The sequence below is a fragment of the Flavicella sp. IMCC45668 genome (genome assembly GCF_057219105.1).
Genome location: NZ_CM170114.1, coordinates 642,337 through 665,092 on the forward strand (window position 1 = coordinate 642,337; position 22,756 = coordinate 665,092).

The following is a 22,756-nucleotide window of genomic DNA, read 5'->3' on the forward strand; positions in this document are numbered from 1 at the left end:
TATATATGAGTAAAAAGAATTGGCTTTACGAAATAACTCCTAAAAATAATTTACTGGATGTAAACTTCAAAGAGATTTGGGCTTATAGAGATTTATTGTTTCTGTTTGTTAAAAGAGATGTAATTACTTTATACAAGCAAACAATTTTAGGCCCATTATGGTACTTAATCCAACCTCTATTTACTTCCATAATTTTCACGATAGTTTTTAACAAAATTGCCAATATTCCAACCAATGGTGTACCACCATTTTTATTCAATTTAGCTGGGATTACAGCTTGGAATTATTTTAAAGATTGTTTGATAGCTACTTCTGACACTTTTAAAAAAAATGAAGCCATTTTCGGGAAGGTTTATTTTCCAAGGGTTATAATGCCAATGTCAATCATTGTCTCTAATTTATTGAAGTTTGGAATACAGCTATTTATTTTTATCCTGTTTTATGTATATTATGTTTTTCAAGGAATGCCGTTAGATTTATCTTTAAATATATTGTTTTTACCTATTTTAATTGTTTCAATGGGAATGTTAGGTTTGGGATTTGGTATGGCTATTTCCTCAATGGTTACTAAATATAGAGATCTTACGTTCTTAGTGTCATTCGGAGTTCAGTTACTGATGTATTTGTCAGCCGTTGTATATCCAATTGAACTGATGAGAGAGGCTATGAAAGATTATGCCTGGATTGTTGAATACAACCCAATGACTACTGTTATTGTAACCTTCAGGAACTTGATGCTAAATACTGATGAGGTTTATATTGGGGATATACTATATATGTTAGGAGTTTCATTTACAATATTTATGTTTGGAATGTTAGTCTTTAATAAAACGGAGAAAAGTTTTATAGATACGATATAATATGGAGAAAGAAATAATTTTAAAAGTAGAAGACCTTTCTAAACAATATCGACTTGGGACAATTGGAACAGGGACTATAAGTCACGACCTTAATAGATGGTGGGCCAACATAAGAGGAAAAGAAGATCCTTATCTTAAAATAGGAGAGTCAAATGATCGAAGTACTAAGGGAAATTCAGAATATGTTTGGGCCTTAAAGGATATTAATTTTGAAGTAAAGAAAGGAGAGGTACTAGGAATTATTGGAAAGAATGGTGCGGGGAAATCTACACTATTAAAAATATTGTCTAAAGTAACAGGACCTACAACGGGATCCATCAAATACAATGGAAGGATTGCGTCTTTATTAGAAGTAGGTACAGGTTTTCATCCTGAAATGACTGGAAAGGAAAATGTTTTTCTAAATGGTGCTATTCTGGGGATGACAAAAAAAGAAATAGCATCTAAATTAGCTGAAATTGTGGCTTTTTCTGGCTGTGAACGTTATATTGATACACCGGTTAAGCGGTATTCATCTGGAATGAAAGTTCGTTTGGCTTTTGCTGTAGCTGCTTTTTTAGAACCTGATATTTTAGTAGTTGATGAAGTTTTGGCAGTTGGAGATGCCGAGTTTCAGAAAAAAGCCATTGGAAAAATGCAGGATATTTCTTCGGGAGAGGGAAGGACTGTTTTGTTTGTGAGTCATAATATGGGAGCAATAAAAAGTTTATGCACTAATTGTTTGGTTTTGAAAAATGGGACTGTACAGTTTATTTCCGATACAGAAACTGCAATAAATGAATATTTAATCCTTAATCAAAAGGAGAATAAGGCTGTCAAAGAATTCAACAGTGAAAAAAACATTGTTAGAATGAAAAAAGCCAAAATTAAAAATGGAGATATAATTTCTACAAAATTTTACAGTGGAGACACGCTAAAAATTGATGTTGATATAGAAAAAGAAACGGATCACGAGATTGATTTATTTATAGGGTTGTATGATAGTTATGGTGAGAAAATATCCCATTTTGGAAATACTTATTTAGGGTATAAAATAGATACTAATGCAAAAAATATATTAATTGAAATACCTAAATTACCTTTAGTTCAAGGTAGTTATTCGGTAAATCTTTCATTACACTTATTAGGTAAACCACATCACAGAGAGATAAATGCTCTTTCATTTGAAGTAGAACCAGGTGATTATTATAATGTAGGGAAAAATGTAATTGAAGGTAATGGTAATTTTCTTATTGAAGCAAAATGGGAGTCGTAAAAAAAAAGATAGGTAAGTTGTACCGTAAAATTATAAGGCTTTTGAAATTTCGCAAGAGTTTCAAGTTGTTTTTAAGGAAATCAATTTCTGGAAAGAATATTTGGTTGATAAAAATATATTACTGCCTTTTTGATAACAGTTTTAATAGAGAAATGCAAAGTGTATTTTTAGGAAATAAAATTTATCAAGAGAGGATAAAAAAAGAGGAAAGTAATATATCTAAAATTCGTAGAGAAATTCATAGAATTGAAAAAGGGTTAATTATTGATAAGAGAAAAGAATATTTTGCAACGGGTTATATAAAATCAACTGTTACTATCTTAGTTAATACATATCACAATTTTGACGATAAGAACAAAAAATGGGTCATTGATGTTTTGGAGAAGTATTTTTTGGAAATAGGACATGGTAATAAAGAGATTGATTCTTCGAGGGAGATATTTAACTCATTTTTAAATTCAATAGAACCCATTCAGGGGTTACAAAAAAGTATACCGTTTGAATTTAATAATTTATTGAATTTGAATGCAACTTATGATGACATATTATCTTTGGCAAGACATAGGCATTCGGTTCGTTTTTTTAATGATAAAAGAGTTGATAAAAAAGTTATTGAAAACGCTATAAAAGTTGGTTTAGAATCTCCTAGTGCATGTAATAGACAGCCTTTTGAAGTTTTAGTTATTGATGATGCAAGTTTAATTAAAAAGGCAGTTGAATTGCCTATGGGAGTAACTACTTTTAAAGAAGAAATAAAGACATTAGCAATTATTATTGGAGATTTGAGTTATTATTTTGATGAACGTGATCGTCATCTTGTTTATGTTGATGGAGCATTGTTTACAATGTCCTTTTTATTCGGGTTAGAATCGCAGGGTGTTTCTTCTTGTGTTATAAATTGGCCTGACATAGAACCTAGAGAAAAAGATTTCCATTCATTGTTTAATATTCCGATGCATAAAAGGGGTATATGCTTTATTACCCTTGGTTACGGCAGAAACAATGGACTTATTCCTTTTTCTGAAAAGAAGAATATATCTAAAATATTGAAATACAATGAGAAATATACAAATTGATAATACTAATTTTAACAATAAAGGGGCGGAATTAATGCTTCGTGCAATAGTAGATCATTATAAGTTTTCCGATGATATTCGACTAATTTATAACGGTGAAGAGGACCATAGGTTTTTGGTAAATAAGGCTATTCTAGGTTTGTTTACTTCAATATCCTTGCAGAGATTTAAAATTGATTTTAGTTTGTTGTTTAATGACAACAAGTTTATTAAATCAGGTATGGTTTTCTCAAGAAATATAGATATCATTCTTGATGCTGGTGGATTCCATATAGGTGATCAATGGGTAAATGATAGAACAACATTAACAAGAATTAAGAAAAAAATTAGATATTATAAAAACTTAAAGAAAAAAGGATGTAAAATTATTTTTTTACCACAAGCCTTCGGGCCCTTTAATAAAGAACTTTCCTTGTTTTATATGAAAGAACTATATAAGATTGGGGATGTTTTTTTTGCACGCGATAGGAAATCATACACTTGTATTGAAGAAATAGTTACCAATAATTCGAAACTATTTTTAGCACCTGATTTTACAAATGTTTATTCTCCTAAAGCAATTTCGATTTTTGATGATTACGCAAATAAAGTTTGCATTATTGTTAACAGTAAGATGATATCACATACCTCTGAGGAAAATTCTAATGTTTATATATCTTTTATCCAGCAAATTGTTGAGTATCTTATAGATGAATTAAATCAAGAAGTTTTTTTCTTAAATCATGAAGGAATTGAAGATTTTAAACTAATAAACACGATTAATATAAAAAACCTTGATGTTCTTACTGAATTAAATGCAGATCAAGTAAAGGTTATTATTGGAAAATCAAAATTATTAATCTCTTCAAGGTTTCATGGAGTTGTAAGTGGTTTGTCACAAGTAGTAACTACTTTCTGTACATCGTGGAGCCATAAGTACGAACAACTTTTAGAAGATTATGATGTTGCTAATTGTTTACTTGAATTAGATAATATAAATTTGGCTAAGGAAAAAATTAACAACGCTTTGTCCGATAAAGGCGCCCTAGAATACAGTACTAAATTAATGAAACATGCCGATTTAGAAAAGCAAAAAACTAAAGAGATGTGGTTGAAAGTTGATAATTTAATACAATAATAGTCAAAAAACAATTGTAATTAAAATATGAGTATATATTCTAATCCACTAATTTCAATAATAGTTCCAACATATAATAGAGCTCATTTAATAAATTACACAATAGAATCTATTGTTGCACAAACATATTCTAATTGGGAGTGCATTGTTGTAGATGATGGATCTAATGACAATACGGAGCATGTAGTTAAAGGATTTCAGATAAACGATCCTAGAATAAAATTTTTAAAAAGACCTTTATCTAAGGTTAAAGGTGCATGTGCCTGTAGAAATTATGGATTTCAAAATTCAAATGGTGAAATTATCGTATGGTTTGATAGTGATGACCTGATGGCAAAAGATTTTTTAATGGAAAAATCTGAAGTATTGTTGAAAGATAAATCTATTGATTTCGTTGTTTCTAAAGGAATTAATTTTTTTGAGGATGGAACTTATAAAGAATTGGACGTAAGAAATAATAAAACCAAGGCGTTAAATCATAATAATTTTATATTATACGAAGTATTTTGGATTACGGGTAATTTTATGGTCTGGAAGAAAAGCGTAGGAAGTATTAAATTTGATGAGGATTTACCATCAAGCCAGGAATACAATTTCTTTATTAGGTTAATTGGAAAGCAAAGGATTAAAGGTGTTTTTCTTGAAAAATCTTTATTGAAAAGAAGAATGCATAAGGATTCTATACAAAATAAACTATTTGGAGAAAAGAAACTTAGAGAAAAACATATGGCATTGGAAAAGACTTATTCTTCTTGTAAGGAAGATTTAAACGATGAAGCCAAATCTAGATTGTTTAATGAAATTGGAACCACCCTATTTGAACTTTCTAGATTAGGCTATGAGATAAAGGGAAAAAATAAAATATATAATTTTTACAAAAGAGAAAAGGGATTGAGAAAGGCGGTAATCTTTTTTCTTTCTCTTTTTATAGCTAGATATTTTGGAATTGGCTTTAGAATTATGAAATTGGCTAGAAGTTAATAATATTATGAATGAAATTGTCTCAGTAATAATACCATTTTATAACAATCCTGAGCAGCTTGAAAAGGCTATTATTTCGGTTTCAAAGCAAAGTTATAGGTGTGTTGAATTGATTGTGGTTGATGATGGAAGTAAAGGTGATTATAGAGAGTTAATTATGGGAATAGGTAGTGCCTATTCGTTAGATATTAAGTATCTTAAACAGAGTAATTTAGGTCCAGGAATTGCAAGGCAAAATGGATTAAATCATGCAAAAGGTACATTCATCCAGTACCTGGATTCAGATGATCAATTATTACCTGATAAATTTGAAAAACAAATTGAACTATTAAAGCTAAATCCCAAAGCTATAATGGTCTATGGTCTTTCTATGTTAAATTCAAATGAGAATAAAATTCATCGAAGAAAAAATTTTAAAGGGAATGAAGATAATGTTACTATTAGTGCAATTCAAAAAAGAAAATGGCATACATCTTCTTGTTTATGGAAGTATGATACTAAGAAAGAATATTGGGAAGATTTAACTAATGGAGAAGATGTATTACATGATGTGAATGCTGGGATATTAAATAACAATAAACAGGTGATTTTTCATAATGATATTGTAAGTGATATTTTTATCGATAATAGTGCTAACAGACTATCCAACGTAATAAACGATTCTCTTAAGCACAAAAAATTAGTTCGTGATATTGTTGAATTGAATTTTAGAATACATAATAAATTAATTGAAAGTAATTTGTATTATGATTATGATGCGATCGAAGCTCTGTCAGAACGTTATTTGTATGAAGGACTAAAATTTTATAAAATTAAGTTTAATTTGGAAGGGAAACGATCGATTAAAAAGAGTGGTTCAATTTCAATGAATTTGTTAAGAAAGTTTGAAGTGAAACTATATTTGTTAATGGAAGATTGGGGACTGTTAAGTCCTGAAAATTTAAGTTTAATATACAGAATAAGAAGAAAAATTTATCCTTCTAAAATACATCAATTTAGAGGTTTGTAGTATGAGGATTATTATTATTATTATTGACGGTATATTTACAACAATAACCTTTATCAATCGGCTTGTATGAGCGTTGCCTGAAGAGAAGGGTTTATATTTCATTGCTTTTAATGAATAGTTAAGTGAAAAACAACAGACTTTAGAGAATGGTTCGAGAAATTTTTTATAAGATGAAGGAGTATTATCTTGTTTAGAAAAATAAATGGTGAGGGTTACAACATTAGAATGAAAAGAGAAAACGGGATTGATTTATTTAGGGGTATAGCTGCATTTATGGTTGTGTTAATACATACATCAGATCATGCTGTTAAGAATCACCAATTCATGTCTTATCTATTGATATTTGCAAGATGGGCTGTTCCTTTTTTTTTTATGACATCCGGTTATTTTTTAGGTCTTAAGATTTTAAAAAGTAATGATTTTAGTTTAAGGTTAATCGATAGTAGCATTATCAAGTTGTTAGGAGCAATTATTGTTTCGGATTTGATTTATTTTCCATTTGATGCTTATAAAAGAGGTGAGTTTTCTTATACGTCTAAAGTGTTTTTAGAAGGAACTTCTTATCATTTATGGTTTTTAGGATCGCTTTTATTTGGTTATATTATAGTTTGGTTTATGTATTTTTATAAATGGGAAAAACTACTACCGTACCTTTCTACTGGAATTTTTTTTATTATGATTGTTGCTGATTCTTACGATTGGTTTTTTGGAGTAAAGTTAAATTATGAATTTCCAAGATTTTTATCGTCTATTCCCTTTTTATATGTTGGAATCTTTTTTTCGAAACAAAAAGAAAATAATAAACAAATAAGAGAAAAAGGATTACTAGGTTTATTAGTGATAGCAATGGTGGTTTTGTTTATAGAAGCATATTTTGTCAATCATTTTACAGGAAAAACAAATACACATGAAATGATTGTTTTTACAATTGTTTTGTCGGTATTAATTTTTAAATATTGTATCTCTTTAGACATTAAAGAAAATACTTTCACCCAGATCGGTAAACAATATTCTTTGTTTATATATATGTACCACATACTTTTTAAGATTATTATCTTTTTTTTATTTACTTTAATATTCGAAGATAAAACTTGTTATTCATATTTCCCTTTGATTGTATTTTCTTTTTCTCTAGGAGTAGGCATAATTATAAATAGAAATAATAATCGTTTATTTTTAATATTAAATGGAGTATTTATAAATGACCGTAAAAAAAATAAATGAAAAATGAAAATAATAATATTTGACGGAACTTTTGAGACAACAACCTTTATCAATAGGCTTGCAAAAGGTCTGTCGGAAAGTCATGATGTATATATCATTGGTTTTAATGAAAATCTTAGTAAGAAAATAAAAAATGTTTCTTATGTATCATTAGGATCGAATGATTCCAATAGTAGATTTTTAAACACATCGATAGTGTTAAGAGGGGTAAGTATAATACAACAATTGAATTTATTTTATTTACTTTTAAAGGGAGAGAAACAAATAATTAAAAAAGAAAATTTACAGTTGGTTGTAAATAAAATAGAACCTGATGTTATACACTTTCAATGGGTTAGTGTTTTGTCATATTTTAACAAATTGAATTTATCCAATAAGACAAAAACTGTTTTCAGTCAAAGAGGTTTTCATATAAATGTGAGACCTTTTGTTGATAATGAAAATAGACAGTTTCTTAAAGAAATCTTCCCTAAGATAGATGGTTTCCATTCTGTATCTAAGGCAATTCAAAAAAAATCTGATTCGATATACGAATCATCCTCTAAAATAGATAAAGTAGTATATTCTGGCTTTGATTTTCAAAATCTTCCTGTAAAGAAAGATCATGCACAGAAGGCAGTGTTACAAATACTTTCTGTGGGACGTAATCATTGGAAAAAAGATTATACAACCGCAATTAAGGCAATTCGTCTAATAAAAAACAAAGGTATTGATTTCGTGTATACCATTTTAGGTGTCCAAAACGATGAGGAGTTGCTTTTTTTGGTGAATGATTTAGATTTGACAGAAAATGTAGTTTTTATGGATAAATTACCTCAGCAAAATGTGTACGAATTGATGTGTTCATCAGATGTTTTATTGTTACCTTCCATCGAAGAAGGAATTGCAAATGTGTGTATTGAAGCCATGTTTTGTAAATTGGCTGTGATTTCAACAAATTGTGGAGGAATGGAAGAGTTGATAACTCATAAAGAAACAGGATTTATTGTGCCTGTGAGGGATGAAAGGTTAATGGCATTGCAGTTAATGGAATTTTCAAAAATGGAAGGTAAAGAGATTATTTCAATTGTTGAAAAAGCAAGATTAAAAGTAGAAAGGCAACATAGTAAATCCAATATGATTCAAGGATTGGAAAATTTATACAAAGAAGTACTTAATAAATGAGTAATACCCTTCAAAATTCCAAAGCTGAAATAAGAGATTTTTCTAAAAAGAAGAATATAAATATTTGTTTTATAACAAAAGAATACGCCCATCCTAAAATGGGAAAAACAGGAGGGATAGGAGTGTTTGTAAAAACAATGGCTCAAGAGCTTTTTAAACAAGGCTTTAATACATTTGTATTTAGTTATGGTCCTACCAAAAAAACAATTATTGATAATGGTGTAAAAATATTTGTAGTTAAAGACTTAAATGTCTCATTTAATAAATTGTTAGAATACTGGAAAAATACTAAGTTACCTGGTTATAATAAATTAAAATTCTTTTTTATCTATATAAACAAATTATATATTTCGATTTTAGCTTCCAAGTTTTCACAAAAGCATAAAATTCAGATTGCAGAATTTAATGATTACAATGGTGATGTTCCTTTTTTTTGGGGTCGTTCTAGTGCAGTTATAAGATGTCACGGGTCATTAACATTATTGAATAAATTTATGGGGTATCGGGGAAATGTCACAACATCATTTTTTGAGAAAAAAATGTTTTCTAATTATAAAGAAAATATTATTGCTGTTTCGGAATACACTGCTTTTGCATCAAAACAATCGTTTAACTTGCCTAAGCAACCAAGAGTAATTTATAATGGTGTTTCTACTAAAAAATTGGATAAATATAAAAAAAGTACAATCATAAATAAATCACTTTTTCATGTAGGTTCATTAACTGAAAGAAAAGGGATATTTTTGGTATGTGATGTTTTTAATATTTTGGTAGAAAGAGATGCAGAGGTAACATTACATCTTTTAGGGAACAATGTGAATAATTGTTGGGACAATGAAGTTATTCCATATCTATCAACGAAAGCATTAGAGAGAACTACTTATTATGGGGTGGTAGATAATAGTGAAGTCTTGTCTTATATATGTAAAGCTCATGCTGTAATTTTTCCATCGTTTGGGGAGAATTTTTCAATTGCTCTATTAGAAGCGTTGTCTATAGGCAAAATAGTAGTTACCTCTAATATCTCGGCATTTAAAGAAATAATAGTTCATAAACAAAATGGTTTTATAGCAAAAAACACAGAAGATTATGTAAATTTTATTTTTAAAATTTTTAATGAAGACACAATATTAAAGAATGTAAAAAACAATGCCATACAAACAATTAAAGATACTTTTGATTTAGATCAAATAGTGAAAGAGAATATTAAATATTACAAAGAATTAATATAGTTATATGGAAGGTTATAATGAAAAGAACCCTTTAGTATCGGTAGTTATGCCTACTTATAATGGTGAGCAATTTATTAGGGAAGCCATTGATAGCATTCTAAGTCAGTCTTTTACCGATTTTGAGTTTATTATTGTTGATGATGGCTCAACGGATAAAACGGAAGAGATAATTACATCTTATGCAGATGAGAGAATTGTTTATGTAAAAAAAGAACAAAATTCGGGAATTTCAGATAGTTTGAATAAAGGTATTTCAATGTCTAAAGGAAAATACATCGCTAGAATGGATGATGATGATGTGAGTTTACCTTATAGATTTGAGAAACAATTAAATGTCTTTGAGAAAAATTCTGACATTATTGTTTGTGGCAGTGTTTCTGCAAACGATATTGGTGAAAAAATGAGTTCTAACCCTGAGTTTCATGATGAAATTAAATTAAGTTTGTTGTTTCATAACTGCATGATTCACCCATCTGTTATGATGTTAAAGAAACCTTTGGAACAAGTCATGTACAATGTAAACTATGTTCCATCAGAAGATTATGATCTTTGGTCTAGGTTGATTTGGGAAGGAGAATTTTACAATATTCAAAATCCATTAATTAAGTATAGAAATCATGAGGATAGTGAAACATCAACGAGAAGAAAAGAACAATTAGAACAAAATGTTAAAATTGGTTGGTTTTATTTCAATAAATTAGCATTTGATAGGCCTATTAATTCGAAAAATTATATAAGAAATTTTTGTGTACATGACTATACAATATCAGGAACGGAGTTAACAAAAATGCTTTATTGGTTTGAGGAAATAAAAGAGATCAATCGTGAATTGAAAATTTTTAATCTTACTCAATTTGAAAATAAAGCTAACAGTGCTACAAAACGTTTTGTCATCTCATATTTTATAAACCGAAAGTTTAAAAATAAAATTATTCCTTTTCTATTGTTGAATGCTAAATATAAAAGGATAATTTTTAATCATTATAGCAAAAAAAATGGAAATTGGTGATTTTATATTAAAGGAAATATAATTACAGTCATTATTAGTCTATTACAACGTAACATGCAAACAATTAAAACGCCAATTATACCAAGTTATCAGACCTTTGTCAAAATCAAAGATCAACCACATGACCTAGATTTCAAAGCTATTTGTGTGTTTTGTGCATTTGGTTTTTTCTTGGAATCAGATACTTATTGGTTGGATGAAAAGGTGTTGGCTCCTGCTTCCAATAATACTATAGATAATGAAGGGTATTTAATTGATTCTAAACCTTGGTTTGAATGGTACTACAAACCAAAATCGCAAACACTTCAAGAAGCTACTGATTCATTTCAGGATATTTTCGAAAAAATTATTTCTGAACAATCAAATAATAAAAATATTATTCTTCCGTTATCAGGGGGATTGGATAGTAGATCACAAGCAGTTGCTTTAAAGAATATTGGAGCCAACGTAAAATCTTATAGCTACTCCTTTCAATATGGATATAAGGAGTCTGGTATCTCAAAAAAAATCGCAAAAACCTGTAATTTTCCTTTCAAAGAATTTACAATTGAGAAAGGATATTTATGGAATAAAATTATAGAATTATCAAAAATAAATAAATGTTATTCAGAGTTTACACATCCTAGACAAATGGCTGTTATAGGTGAAATTGCAAATCTGGGTGAGGCTTTTTCATTAGGTCATTGGGGAGATGTGTTGTTCGATTCTGAAGGGATGCCAGAAAACACTACTGATATTGAATTGGTACAATACTTAAAAAAGAAAGTATTAAAAAAAGGAGGACTAGAATTGGCAATATCACTTTGGAAAAACTGGGGGATTGATGGGGAGTTTGAAGAATATTTGGATAAACGCCTTTTGGTATTATTAGATAATATTGAAATTGAGAATATAAATGCCAAGATAAGGGCGTTCAAATCACTTTATTGGGCCCCTAGATGGACTTCAGTGAATTTATCCATTTTTGAAAGCAAAAAACCTATCTCACTTCCTTATTATGATGATCGTATGTGCCAGTTTATATGTGAAGTGCCAGAAAAATTGTTAGGGAACAGACAGATACAAATTGAGTATATAAAACAAAATAATAAAGAAGTTGCGGGTATTGTATGGCAAGATGCGAAACCTTTCAATCTTTACAATCATCATTTGGCGAAAGTACCTTATAATATCCCATACAGAGCGTTGAATAAATTAAAAAGAGAATTTAACACCTACTTAGGGAGATCTTTTGTACAACGAAATTGGGAGTTACAATTTTTAGGAAAAGAAAATGAAAAAAAATTGAAGCAATATTTGTATTCTAAAAATTTCTTGCAATTTGTAAATAAACCTATTCTTGAAAAGTATTGTAATTTGTTTAAAAATGAGGATAAAGTATATTATTCTCATGCAATTAGTACGTTATTAACATTGTCATTTTTTGTTAGGAATCAACATGAGAAATAAAATTAAAATACTTTATACGATTCCTAATTTTAATACCGCAGGTAGTGGGAAAGTGGTGTATGATTTAGTCAATGGATTAGATAAAGAAAAGTTTGCCCCAGAGATATGTTGCTCACATTCCGACGGAGCTTTTTATAAAGAGGTAGAAAAATTAAATGTTCCCATTCATATTTTTCAATCTACTACGGAAATGAAACCTTATTCTACTTTTATTTTCAGAGTCTTAAGGATTGCACATTTTTTTAAAAAGAACAATTTTGATTTGATTCATTCGTGGCATTGGAGTTCAGATATTTCTGAACCTTTAGCAGCAAAAGTTTCTGGTATACCATGGATGTATACAAAAAAAGCAATGAGCTGGGGGAGTCCTAAAAAATGGAAATTAAGGTCCTTATTAAGTACAAGGATTTTAGTTTTAAATATGGATATGTTTCCACGATATTTTGAAAAATTGAAAAATAAAGTAGAATTAATTTATTTAGGAGTAGATATAAGTAAGTATACTCCTCAAGAAAAAAAATACATTACACCGCTCGGGCATACATTTTCAAAAGATGATTTTGTAATTGTGACTGTGGCTAATTTGGTGCCGATCAAAGGGATCGAGTATCTAATGAAAGCGGTTAACACGATGAATGATTCTTCAATTAAGTTGTTAATTGTTGGAAATAATCAAAATGAATATGGACAAAACTTAATTGCGAAAAATAGGGATTCTAATATTTATTTTATTGATAAACAGATGGATGTAAGGCCTTATCATGCTGTTGCGGATGTATTTGTAATTCCAACTAAAACATCATGGGAAGGATTGCCAGTTGCTCCCCTTGAAGCAATGAGTTCTCAGCGAATAGTTATAGGAAGTAGGGTAGAAGGAGTAAAGGAAGTATTATCTTCATTTCAAAACCTAATGTTTCCTGCAAAAGATGTTGACGAGTTAATAAAAAAGATTTTATTTGTGAAAAATATGTCGGTTACTGAAAAATCTAACTTAGAGGTAAGAATGAGGAGTGAAGTTGTTGAAAATTTCTCTTTAAATAAATGTTTGCAAAATCATGAAAATTCATATTTAAACATTTTGAACAAATGAAAATAGGAATTGTATTAGCCAAACCACCTGGGTATTCAGAAACTTTTTTTATTTCAAAGATAAATGGATTGCAAAAGAGTGGACATAAAGTTGTTTTGTTTGTCAATAATAATGAAGATGGATTTAATTTATGTGATGTGAAATCACAACAAAAAATTACTCTTAGTAATGTACTATCAATATTCATAAAGTTGACAATTTTAATGTTTTCAAGGTATAAGGCTTTGGGCAAGTTTGTGATAGTAGAAAAAAAAGAAGGTACTAGATTCAATGAAATTTTGAAAAAGGTAATTATTTGTCAGCACATATTACAAGAAAAAAATATTGATTGGCTTCATTTTGGTTTTGCTACATTTGCCGTAGGGAAAGAAAATTTGGCGTATGCAATTGGTTCAAAAATGGCAGTAAGCTTAAGGGGCTTCGATATTGACGTTTATCCATTAAAACATAAAAACTGTTATAAAAAATTATTTAATAAAGTAGATAAAATACATTCGATTTCTGTTTATTTACTCAATAAAGGGTATGAATTAGGGTTATGTAAAAAAAATAAATATTCAATTATAACCCCTGCTGTAGATCTTTTAAAAATGTATAGTGGCAAGGGTAACAAAAATTCAATTTTGAAAATTGTTACAATAGGAAGATTACATTGGATTAAAAATTATTCAGAGATTTTAAAAGCCCTTAAATTGTTAAAAGAGAAAGGTTATAATTTTGAATATAATATTATAGGTTCGGGGGATTTGATAGAAGCATTAAAGTATGAAGCATATGAATACAACCTCTTGGATCAAGTTATTTTCATAGGTGAGTTAAGTCACTCTAACACTATGGATATATTAAGTCAAGCTGATATCTACATTCAATATAGCTTGACCGAGGGATTTTGTAATGCTGTGCTAGAAGCACAAGCTATGGGGAAGCTCTGTATTGTTGCAGATTCAGGTGGACTAAAAGAAAATATTATAAATAATGAAACTGGTTTTGTAGTCCCTAAGTATAATTCAGATTTATTGGCGCAAAAAGTGATGGATGTAATAGCTTTGCCGGAGAAAGAGAAAAATAAAATTAGAATAAATGCAAAGGAAAGAGTTAGAGATAAATTTAACATAGAAAAACAACAGCAAGAGTTCCTTAGGTTTTATTACGATAAATAATCTTTTAATATTAAAATATTGATTTTTAAATTTTTAAAATACTTACAACCAACAAACTATTTTATACTTCCAAGGTCAAATGGGAAATATTTATTTCCTTGTGTAGAAAATATTTCGCCTGAAATTGTTGCGAATCTTAATAGCGGTAATAAATTTAAAAGTAAAATTGCCGTTGATTATGATAGATCTTGGCAATTACTGCAGTCAGGTTATATTCATGTAGACGCTTATTATGAAAAATTTCAACAGGTTCCAATTGAGGATGAGTATATCTTTTTAAAACGAAATTTTAGCAGTTTTTGGGTTTTTTATGTTCTAATACTTAGAATGTTTAGTTTTAATAATCCTTTTAAAGAAATTATTGCATTTAAAAAATGTAAAGGTGTCTCTCGGGTAAAGTACAGTACTCAAAAATTCGATTATAAAAATTACAAAAATTTCAATAGTTCATTGCTTGGTCAGAATCCATTGATAACTGTAATAATTCCAACATTAAACAGATATAAATATCTTAAGGATGTTTTAAAGGATCTTGAAAACCAGTCTTATAAAAATTTTGAAGTAATAGTTGTGGATCAAACAGATCCATTTCAAAAAGAATTTTATGATGGTTGGAAGTTGGATTTAAAATTTTGGTACCAAAAAGAAAAGGCACTTTGGAAAGCTAGGAATGAGGCGATTAAAAGTTCTAAAGGTGATTATATATTGTTATATGATGACGATTCTCTTGTAAATGATGATTGGATTTATCAACATATTAAAACCTTAGATTATTTCCAGGCAGATATATCCTCTGGTATTTCCATATCTAAAATAGGGGATGTTGTGCCTGACAATTATTCATTTTTTAAATATTCAGATCAGCTTGATACAGGGAACGTTTTAATCAAAAAAGAAGTTTTTTATGAAATTGGTTTGTTTGATAGACAGTTTGAAAAACAGAGAATGGGAGATGGTGAGTTTGGATTGAGAGCATATCTTGCAAACTTTATAAATATATCTAATCCCTTGGCTAAAAGATTACATTTAAAGGTATCAACAGGAGGGTTAAGACAAATGGGACTATGGGATGCATTTCGTCCTAACAGATGGTTTGATCCTAGACCCATACCAAGTGTTTTGTATTTGCATAGGAAATATTTTGGAAAAAAATTAGCTTTATTTAATTTACTTAGGTTGATTCCGATGTCCTTAGTCCCATACAAGAAAAAGGGAAATAAAAAAGCTTTAGTATATGCTTATGGTAGTGTTTTAATTCTTTGGCCTTTGCTTCTTGTTCAAGTTTGTAAATCATGGAAATCAGCTTCTAAGAAATTATCCGAAGGTCCATTGATAGACAAACTTACATAATTTATTGATTATCAAATTAAACCACAAAAACAATTGAGTAAAAAGATTACTTTGATAAGTTCTGAGTTTCCTCCATTACCAGGAGGAATTGGAAATCATGCTTTTAATTTAGCACGATTTTTAGACATAAACGGGTATGAAGTAAAAGTTGTCACGGATCAACGTGCTACAAAACTAGAAGAAAAAAAGTTTGATCTTCTTCATAAATTTGAGATAGTTCGCGTCTCAATGCATAAAATAAGACTCTTTATGTATCTAAAAAGAGTATTTTTACACTTAAAGTATATAAGCTCTAGTGATATAGTTATAGCTTCTGGTAAATTCTCGTTGTGGTCTGTTGGAGTGTTATCAGTGATTTTTCCAAGAAAAAAATACATTGCTGTGGTGCATGGTACAGAGGTGAATTTAAAAAAAAGTTATCAGCGAAAAGTAACCGAAAATGCCTTGTCACAAATTAAAAACATCATTTGTGTTTCTAAATATACTGCTAGCTTTATTGAAAATAAAAAAAATAAAACAATTCATATTATTCCTAATGGATTTTATTTAGAAACAGATCTCTTTGAAAAAAAATATTTTAGCTCGTTTCCAAATTTAGTTACTGTAGGCCGTATATCCATGAGAAAAGGTCAGCATAATGTTGTAAAAGCATTACCCGTATTAAAACAAAAGTATCCAAATATATGTTATCATATTGTGGGGATAGATTTAGAGAAAGAGTATTTATTAAATTTAGCCAAAAAACTGGGAGTTGAGAAAAATATTAAAATTTATGGAAAAGTTGAAAATAGTTTATTGTATTCTATAGTTCATTCGTCCGATGTCTTTTGTATGCTTAGTGAAGCGGATACCAATGGTGATATTGAAGGTTTCGGTATTGCAATAATAGAAGCTAACAGTTTGGGTGTGCCAGCGATAGGGGCGTCAGATACGGGCATTGAAGATGCAATAGATGAAGGGAATACAGGAAAGTTAATTGACGTAAAGTCTATCAGTCAAATAGCAGAGTCTGTTGATGAAATTATTTTAAACAAATCTAGGTTTAAGAAAAAAGCTTTAGATTGGTCGCATAATTTTACATGGGACAGGGTTGTTGAAGATTATATCAAAATTATAGAAGAACATTAAATTATTTATGTTGGAAAGAACAGATTCTAAAAGAATAAATAAGACGCTATGCGTGATTTCTCATACTGAGCATTATATTGATGATAATAAAAATATTGTAGGTTGGGGAACAACAATTCTTGAGTTGAATCATTTGGCAGAAGTGTTTGAAAATGTATATCACATTGCTATGTTACATAAAAAACATCCGCCTGCAAGTTCATTACCTTACAATTCTGATAGAATTAAATTTATAGGTATACCGGCTCTTGGCGGGAAGACCTTTAGATCGAAAATAGAAATAATACAAAACATTCCAAAGGTAATACATACAGTTAAATCTACTTTAAAAGAGGTAGATTTTTTTCAATTTAGAGGGCCAACGGGAATAGGAGTTTTTTTAATACCTTACCTAATATTTTTCACAAGAAAAACGGGGTGGTTTAAATATGCAGGTAATTGGAACCAGAAAAATGCTCCTCTTGGGTACGCAATTCAAAGATTAATGCTTTCAAATCAGAATCGCATTGTTACAATAAATGGAAAATGGCCCAAACAACCCAAACAATGTTTGACTTTTGAAAATCCAACTTTAGCAGAAGAAGATGTTCTACTCGGGAACCAATGTATAGAAACTAAAGATTATTCAGGGAAATTAAATTTCTGTTTTGTAGGACGTTTGGAAAAAGCGAAAGGGGTTGAGTTAATTTTAAATGCATTTAATCGTATTTCAGACCCTTTACAAAGAATAGGAACAATTCATTTTGTTGGTGAAGGTGAAGAATTCAATTACTACAATAAATTGGCCATGAGAAATAATTTTAATTGTGTTTTTCATGGGGGGCTACCTAGAGAAAAAGTGTTTGAGGTTTATGAAAATTCTCATGTGTTTTTGTTACCGTCTATTGCCTCAGAAGGATTCCCTAAAGTTATTGCAGAGGCAGTTTGCTATGGTTGTGTGCCGGTGGTATCGAATGTTTCTTCAATTACGCAATACATAAAGAATGAGCTTAATGGTTTTGTGTTAGAAGAAACATCCACAAATTGCTTATTAGATGAACTTTCTACTGTTTTATCTATGTCACCTGAAAATTTTAAAAAAATACTTGATAGAAGTGAAAAAATGACAAAAAAGTTTACATTCGGTTATTATATAAATAGAATTAAGAAAGAAATCTTAGTAGATGTCATTTGAGAAAATAAAATACCATCCGTTACTTTATATTTTATTGAGCCTGTTTCTTGGTTACTTGGGTATATTTCGTCCAATCATGAAACCTCTGTACTTACTTATTGTTATGGTTGCAATTTTTGATATTTATAATAATAAGAATAGATCAGAAGAGGCATTTCTTTGGGCATGTTATTTTACGGGATCAGAAATTTACTTTAGAATGACCAAGTCTACAATTTCATATGAGATTGTTAAATATACTGTTATTACTCTGCTTTCGATAGGAATGATGACGCAAAAAAAAAATCAAGGGATACCCATTAGTTATTTTTTATGCTTGTTTCTAATACTAATTGGAATTGTTTTTACCGATGTGCCAGAAGGTGAGTCTATTAGAAAAGCAATAGTTTTTAATCTTTCAGGTCCTGTGGTACTTATATTCAGTGCTGTATATTTCTATAAAAGAAGAATTTCAAGGTCGAAATTATTAGAAGGTTTAGTTTTTATGATTCTTCCAATATTCTCAACAGTAATGTATCTATATCTGAGAACTCCTGATCTTCGTGAGATTGTATTCAATTCAGCAGCTAATTCAATTACTTCTGGTGGGTTCGGTCCAAACCAAGTTGCAACTATTTTGGGGTTAGGTGTTTTTATTCTGGCTGTTTTTATCTTTATGAATAAAAAAATATCAGGATATTTAATTTTGGACATTATATTTTTAATCTATTTCACATACCGGAGTCTTCTTACTTTTTCTAGGGGAGGACTTTTAGTTGGTGTGTTGGTTTTTTTTATTTTTGTGTTTTTTATGTTTTTACATAATAAAAGATTGATAACTTCCATAATTAAATATTTTGGAATTGGTATGTTTTTTATAATTGGAATATGGGTATACACATCAAATATTACTGGTGGAATGCTGGATAATAGGTATACAGGTAAAAGTTCTAGTGGTACTCAAAAAGAGGATGTGACTTCTGGTAGGATAGACATAATTGTTAATCAGTTTGAAAGTTTTTCAGAATCGCCTTGGTTTGGAATTGGTGTTGGAAATGGAAAGTATAAAAGAATAGAAAGTGATGAGCATATTACTGCTGCTTCGCATAATGAAATTACAAGGTTGATTGAAGAACATGGTTTGATGGGGATAATTATTTTAATGATTTTATTATTTGTGCCATTGATCAATTTTGTTTCGTCAAATAATTACCAGAGAGCATTTTTAATTTCCTTCTATACCTTATGGTTTTTAACGATAGGTCATTCCGCAATGAGAATTGCCTTTCCAGGTTTTATCTATGGGTTAAGTTTGATTAAAATTTTGAAAGATGAAGAATAAATCGCTAAAAATTCTTTATCTAGGAAATAATCTTTCCAAGAAATCTAAGTATGAGACAACCAATGTCGTTTTATCCAATAATCTAAAAGCTGAGGGGTATGAAGTCTTGTTGTATTCTAATAAAAGCAATAAAACATTGAGGTTATTAGAGATGATATATCAATTACTTAAAAAGGGTCAAAATGTTAATTTTGTTTTGATTGACACCTACAGTACGTTTAATTTTTATTATGCCCTAATCACGTCACAAATTTCATTTTTTTTAAAAATACCCTTTATTCCAATTCTTCATGGTGGCAATTTACCGAAGAGGTTAGACAGATCCAATAAATTAAGTAAATCTATATTTAAAAAATCATTTATAAACGTTGCTCCGTCGAAATATCTTGCATCAGAATTCTCGAAAAGAGGATATAACGTAAAAGTAATTCCAAATATATTAGAGATTAAAAACTACAAGTCTAAAAAAAGGAAAGATTTGAAGGCCAAATTACTTTATGTTAGAGCTTTTGCTGAAATTTATAATCCATTGATGGCAATAAAAGTTTTAGCTAAATTAAAAAAATCTTATCCAGAAGCTACTTTATGTATGATTGGTCCTGATAGAGATGGAAGTTTATCAGGAGTGAAGGAATTGGTTGAAACTTTAAGTTTGGAATCATCTGTAGAGTTTACTGGAGTTCTTACAAAAAAGGAATGGCATAAAAAATCGGAAGACTATGATGTTTTTATTAATACGACAAATTTTGATAATACTCCTGTGAGTGTTATGGAAGCAATGGCAATGGGTTTACCGGTTGTTTCCACGGATGTAGGTGGATTGCCGTTTTTGTTAGAGAACGAAAATGACGCTCTGTTAGTTGCTAAAAATGATGTTAATGAAATGGTTAATTCTATTGTAAAACTCTTAGAATCTCATGAATTAGTTGAAAAACTGACTCAAAATGCACGTAAAAAGGTTGAAAATTTTGATTGGTTCTACATAAAACATCATTGGAATAAAATTTTTAGTAATGAAGATCTATAACCTATTTCTAGAAAAAATTATATTACCCTTTTTAGATTTAATTGTGGGGTCAAAATACATGATGTCTCTTAAACAATGGAGGAATATTGATACGTATTCTGCGGAACAACTCAAGTCTTTTCAAGAGGATAAATTAAAAGAGTTATTAGAATTTTCTAGTTTGAATGTTCCATTTTATAAGAACTTAAAAATCTCTAAGCAAGAAAACATTTGGGCTTGGTTGAATGATTTTCCAATTATGTCAAAGGATGATTTAAGGGATAATTTAGATAGTTTATTAACGGAACCAAAAAAAAATCTTGTTAAAATTATTAGTAGCGGTTCCTCAGGTCTTCGCACTGTTGTTTACATGAATCAATCAGATATATCTTCTTTAAGAGCTGGAAATACTCATTGGTGGGAGTGGGGTGGATATCAAATAGGTGGTTCTTTATTGCAAACGGGAATTACCACAAAAAGAAGTTTATTCAAAAAAATAAAAGATGTTATTTTTAACGTTACTTACATCAATGCTTTCGCTTTAACAGATTCTCAGTTAGAAAAAATTTGCAACGATCTATCTAAGGGGAAACAAAAATATGTTTTAGGATATGCATCATCCATAAATGTTATCGCGGAATATGCGATAAAAAATGGGTTTGATATAAATTTAGATACAGTTATAAGTTTGGGAGATAAATTATTCAATCATTATAAATTAAATATTGAAAGAGCTTTTCAATGTAATGTTTTTGAAACGTATGGGTCTTCAGAAGGTTTTTTAATAGCATCGCAATATGACTTAGAATATCTATATATAAATTCGCCTCAAGTATATTTGGAGGTGTTAGATGATGATAATAATCCTGTAAAAGATGGTGAAATTGGTCATGTTGTAGTTACGAGGCTAGATAATAGAGCCATGCCACTTATTAGGTATAGATTGGGAGATTTATGTATCAGATTGCCCAAAAATAAATACCCCAAAAAGAGAGCATATAATTACCCTCTTTTGGAAAAAGTTGTTGGTAGAGATTCTGAATTAATAAAATTGCCTGATGGGAAAAAACTTGTTGTTCATTCCTTTACAGGTGTTTTTGAACATGTAAAGGAAATTAAACAATTTAAAATAATTCAACGAGATATTAACGGATTTGAAATTGAATATATTATTGACGAGGGATTTACTCCAGAGATATTAGATGAGATTGTATTAAAACTTCAAGTATTTATCAATAATAAAAGTTTTAATATTACTTTTTCTAAAGTAAATGAAATTAAACCTACCAAATCTGGGAAACCTCAAATTATTCAATCATTCTTATAAAATGAAAACAGTTGTCTCTATAATAACTCCTTGCTATAATTCTGAACAGTTTATAGGTAGTACTATTCAAAGTGTTTTAGATCAGTCTTTTGAATATTGGGAGATGCTTATTGTTGATGATAATTCATCCGACAATTCGGTTTCTATAATTAACGAATTCAAACTAATTGACTCAAGAATTAGGTGTATTCAATTGAAAAAAAATAGTGGGGCAGCAGTCTGTAGAAATAAAGCAATTGAACTAGCGAAGGGTGATTATATTGCTTTTTTAGATAGTGATGATCTTTGGAGTAAGAACAAATTAGAAATACAAATTCAGTTCATGATTTCTAATAATTACAAGCTCACATTTGGTTCGTATCGAAAAATAGATGAAAAAGGTAGTCTTATCAAGAATTCAATTGTTAAATCAAGAAGTAAATTGTCATATAAAGAAATGCTTACTTCAAATAAAATGGGATGTTTGACAGTTATCTACAATGCTAAAGAATTGGGGAAGATATATATGCCACTTATTCGAAAAAGACAAGATTACGCACTATGGTTGAGAATACTATCTATCATTCCACATGCATATGGAATGAAGGAGGTTTTAGGTTCATATCGAGTAAGGAAATCTTCAATTTCTTCAAGTAAAATAGAGATGATGAAATGGAATTGGAAACTATTCAGGGAAATTGAAAAACGTAGTTTTTTTGAGTCTGTTTACAGTTTGTTGATGAATGTTTTAAACAAGTTATTCTATATGTGAAAAATCAATATTATTCTTGTTTCAATAAAGAATCTTCAATTGAAATAGTTAACTTTGTAGTTACTCTACCCTT

General features: G+C 29.3%; 20 protein-coding genes. All 20 read left to right on the forward strand.

Annotation, left to right across the window (positions count from 1 at the left end):
• Positions 1–5: 5 nt before the first annotated feature.
• Positions 6–860, forward strand: a complete 855-nt coding sequence (locus AC2DZ0_RS03005) for an ABC transporter permease (RefSeq protein ID WP_484643573.1) — start codon at positions 6–8, stop codon at positions 858–860.
• A 1-nt stretch (position 861) separates the two neighbouring features.
• Positions 862–2,115, forward strand: coding sequence for an ABC transporter ATP-binding protein (locus AC2DZ0_RS03010; protein ID WP_484643575.1), 1,254 nt, complete (start codon positions 862–864; stop codon positions 2,113–2,115).
• A 152-nt stretch (positions 2,116–2,267) separates the two neighbouring features.
• Positions 2,268–3,191, forward strand: a complete 924-nt coding sequence (locus tag AC2DZ0_RS03015; RefSeq protein ID WP_484643576.1) for a nitroreductase family protein — start codon at positions 2,268–2,270, stop codon at positions 3,189–3,191.
• Positions 3,172–4,308: a polysaccharide pyruvyl transferase family protein gene (locus AC2DZ0_RS03020; protein ID WP_484643577.1), complete on the forward strand. Its 1,137-nt coding sequence runs from the start codon at positions 3,172–3,174 to the stop codon at positions 4,306–4,308. The genes AC2DZ0_RS03015 and AC2DZ0_RS03020 overlap by 20 nt, the downstream gene beginning before the upstream one ends.
• Before the next feature lie 27 nt (positions 4,309–4,335).
• The gene (locus tag AC2DZ0_RS03025) at positions 4,336–5,289 is read left to right on the forward strand and encodes a glycosyltransferase family 2 protein (protein WP_484643578.1); all 954 of its coding nucleotides are present in this window, start codon (positions 4,336–4,338) and stop codon (positions 5,287–5,289) included.
• 7 nt (positions 5,290–5,296) lie between these two features.
• On the forward strand, positions 5,297–6,298 hold the full coding sequence (locus AC2DZ0_RS03030; RefSeq protein ID WP_484643580.1) for a glycosyltransferase family 2 protein: 1,002 nt from the start codon (positions 5,297–5,299) through the stop codon (positions 6,296–6,298).
• A gap of 225 nt (positions 6,299–6,523) precedes the next feature.
• A complete protein-coding gene (locus tag AC2DZ0_RS03035; RefSeq protein ID WP_484643581.1) occupies positions 6,524–7,522 on the forward strand; it encodes an acyltransferase in 999 nt (332 codons plus the stop codon).
• A gap of 3 nt (positions 7,523–7,525) precedes the next feature.
• A complete protein-coding gene (locus tag AC2DZ0_RS03040; protein ID WP_484643583.1) occupies positions 7,526–8,686 on the forward strand; it encodes a glycosyltransferase in 1,161 nt (386 codons plus the stop codon).
• Complete coding sequence (locus AC2DZ0_RS03045; RefSeq protein ID WP_484643584.1) at positions 8,683–9,918, forward strand: glycosyltransferase family 4 protein; 1,236 nt, start codon at positions 8,683–8,685, stop codon at positions 9,916–9,918. Before AC2DZ0_RS03040 ends, AC2DZ0_RS03045 begins: the two co-directional genes overlap by 4 nt.
• A gap of 4 nt (positions 9,919–9,922) precedes the next feature.
• A complete protein-coding gene (locus tag AC2DZ0_RS03050) occupies positions 9,923–10,927 on the forward strand; it encodes a glycosyltransferase family 2 protein (protein ID WP_484643585.1) in 1,005 nt (334 codons plus the stop codon).
• A 54-nt stretch (positions 10,928–10,981) separates the two neighbouring features.
• A complete protein-coding gene (locus tag AC2DZ0_RS03055; protein ID WP_484643586.1) occupies positions 10,982–12,376 on the forward strand; it encodes an asparagine synthetase B family protein in 1,395 nt (464 codons plus the stop codon).
• Complete coding sequence (locus AC2DZ0_RS03060; RefSeq protein WP_484643588.1) at positions 12,366–13,466, forward strand: glycosyltransferase; 1,101 nt, start codon at positions 12,366–12,368, stop codon at positions 13,464–13,466. Before AC2DZ0_RS03055 ends, AC2DZ0_RS03060 begins: the two co-directional genes overlap by 11 nt.
• Positions 13,463–14,626, forward strand: coding sequence for a glycosyltransferase family 4 protein (locus AC2DZ0_RS03065; protein WP_484643589.1), 1,164 nt, complete (start codon positions 13,463–13,465; stop codon positions 14,624–14,626). Before AC2DZ0_RS03060 ends, AC2DZ0_RS03065 begins: the two co-directional genes overlap by 4 nt.
• Before the next feature lie 18 nt (positions 14,627–14,644).
• Positions 14,645–15,976 carry a glycosyltransferase family 2 protein gene (locus AC2DZ0_RS03070; protein WP_484643591.1) on the forward strand — a complete coding sequence of 444 codons (1,332 nt, stop codon included), beginning with the start codon at positions 14,645–14,647 and terminating at the stop codon, positions 15,974–15,976.
• Between the two features lie 33 nt (positions 15,977–16,009).
• The gene (locus tag AC2DZ0_RS03075; protein ID WP_484643592.1) at positions 16,010–17,104 is read left to right on the forward strand and encodes a glycosyltransferase family 4 protein; all 1,095 of its coding nucleotides are present in this window, start codon (positions 16,010–16,012) and stop codon (positions 17,102–17,104) included.
• Between the two features lie 10 nt (positions 17,105–17,114).
• Positions 17,115–18,278 carry a glycosyltransferase gene (locus AC2DZ0_RS03080; RefSeq protein WP_484643593.1) on the forward strand — a complete coding sequence of 388 codons (1,164 nt, stop codon included), beginning with the start codon at positions 17,115–17,117 and terminating at the stop codon, positions 18,276–18,278.
• A gap of 76 nt (positions 18,279–18,354) precedes the next feature.
• Positions 18,355–19,599 (forward strand): O-antigen ligase family protein, encoded by a 1,245-nt coding sequence (locus AC2DZ0_RS03085; protein ID WP_484643595.1) that lies wholly within the window; start codon positions 18,355–18,357, stop codon positions 19,597–19,599.
• Positions 19,589–20,626: a glycosyltransferase family 4 protein gene (locus tag AC2DZ0_RS03090; protein ID WP_484643596.1), complete on the forward strand. Its 1,038-nt coding sequence runs from the start codon at positions 19,589–19,591 to the stop codon at positions 20,624–20,626. The genes AC2DZ0_RS03085 and AC2DZ0_RS03090 overlap by 11 nt, the downstream gene beginning before the upstream one ends.
• Complete coding sequence (locus AC2DZ0_RS03095) at positions 20,613–21,932, forward strand: phenylacetate--CoA ligase family protein (protein ID WP_484643598.1); 1,320 nt, start codon at positions 20,613–20,615, stop codon at positions 21,930–21,932. The genes AC2DZ0_RS03090 and AC2DZ0_RS03095 overlap by 14 nt, the downstream gene beginning before the upstream one ends.
• Before the next feature lies 1 nt (position 21,933).
• Positions 21,934–22,683 carry a glycosyltransferase family 2 protein gene (locus tag AC2DZ0_RS03100; RefSeq protein WP_484643599.1) on the forward strand — a complete coding sequence of 250 codons (750 nt, stop codon included), beginning with the start codon at positions 21,934–21,936 and terminating at the stop codon, positions 22,681–22,683.
• Positions 22,684–22,756 lie beyond the last annotated feature (73 nt).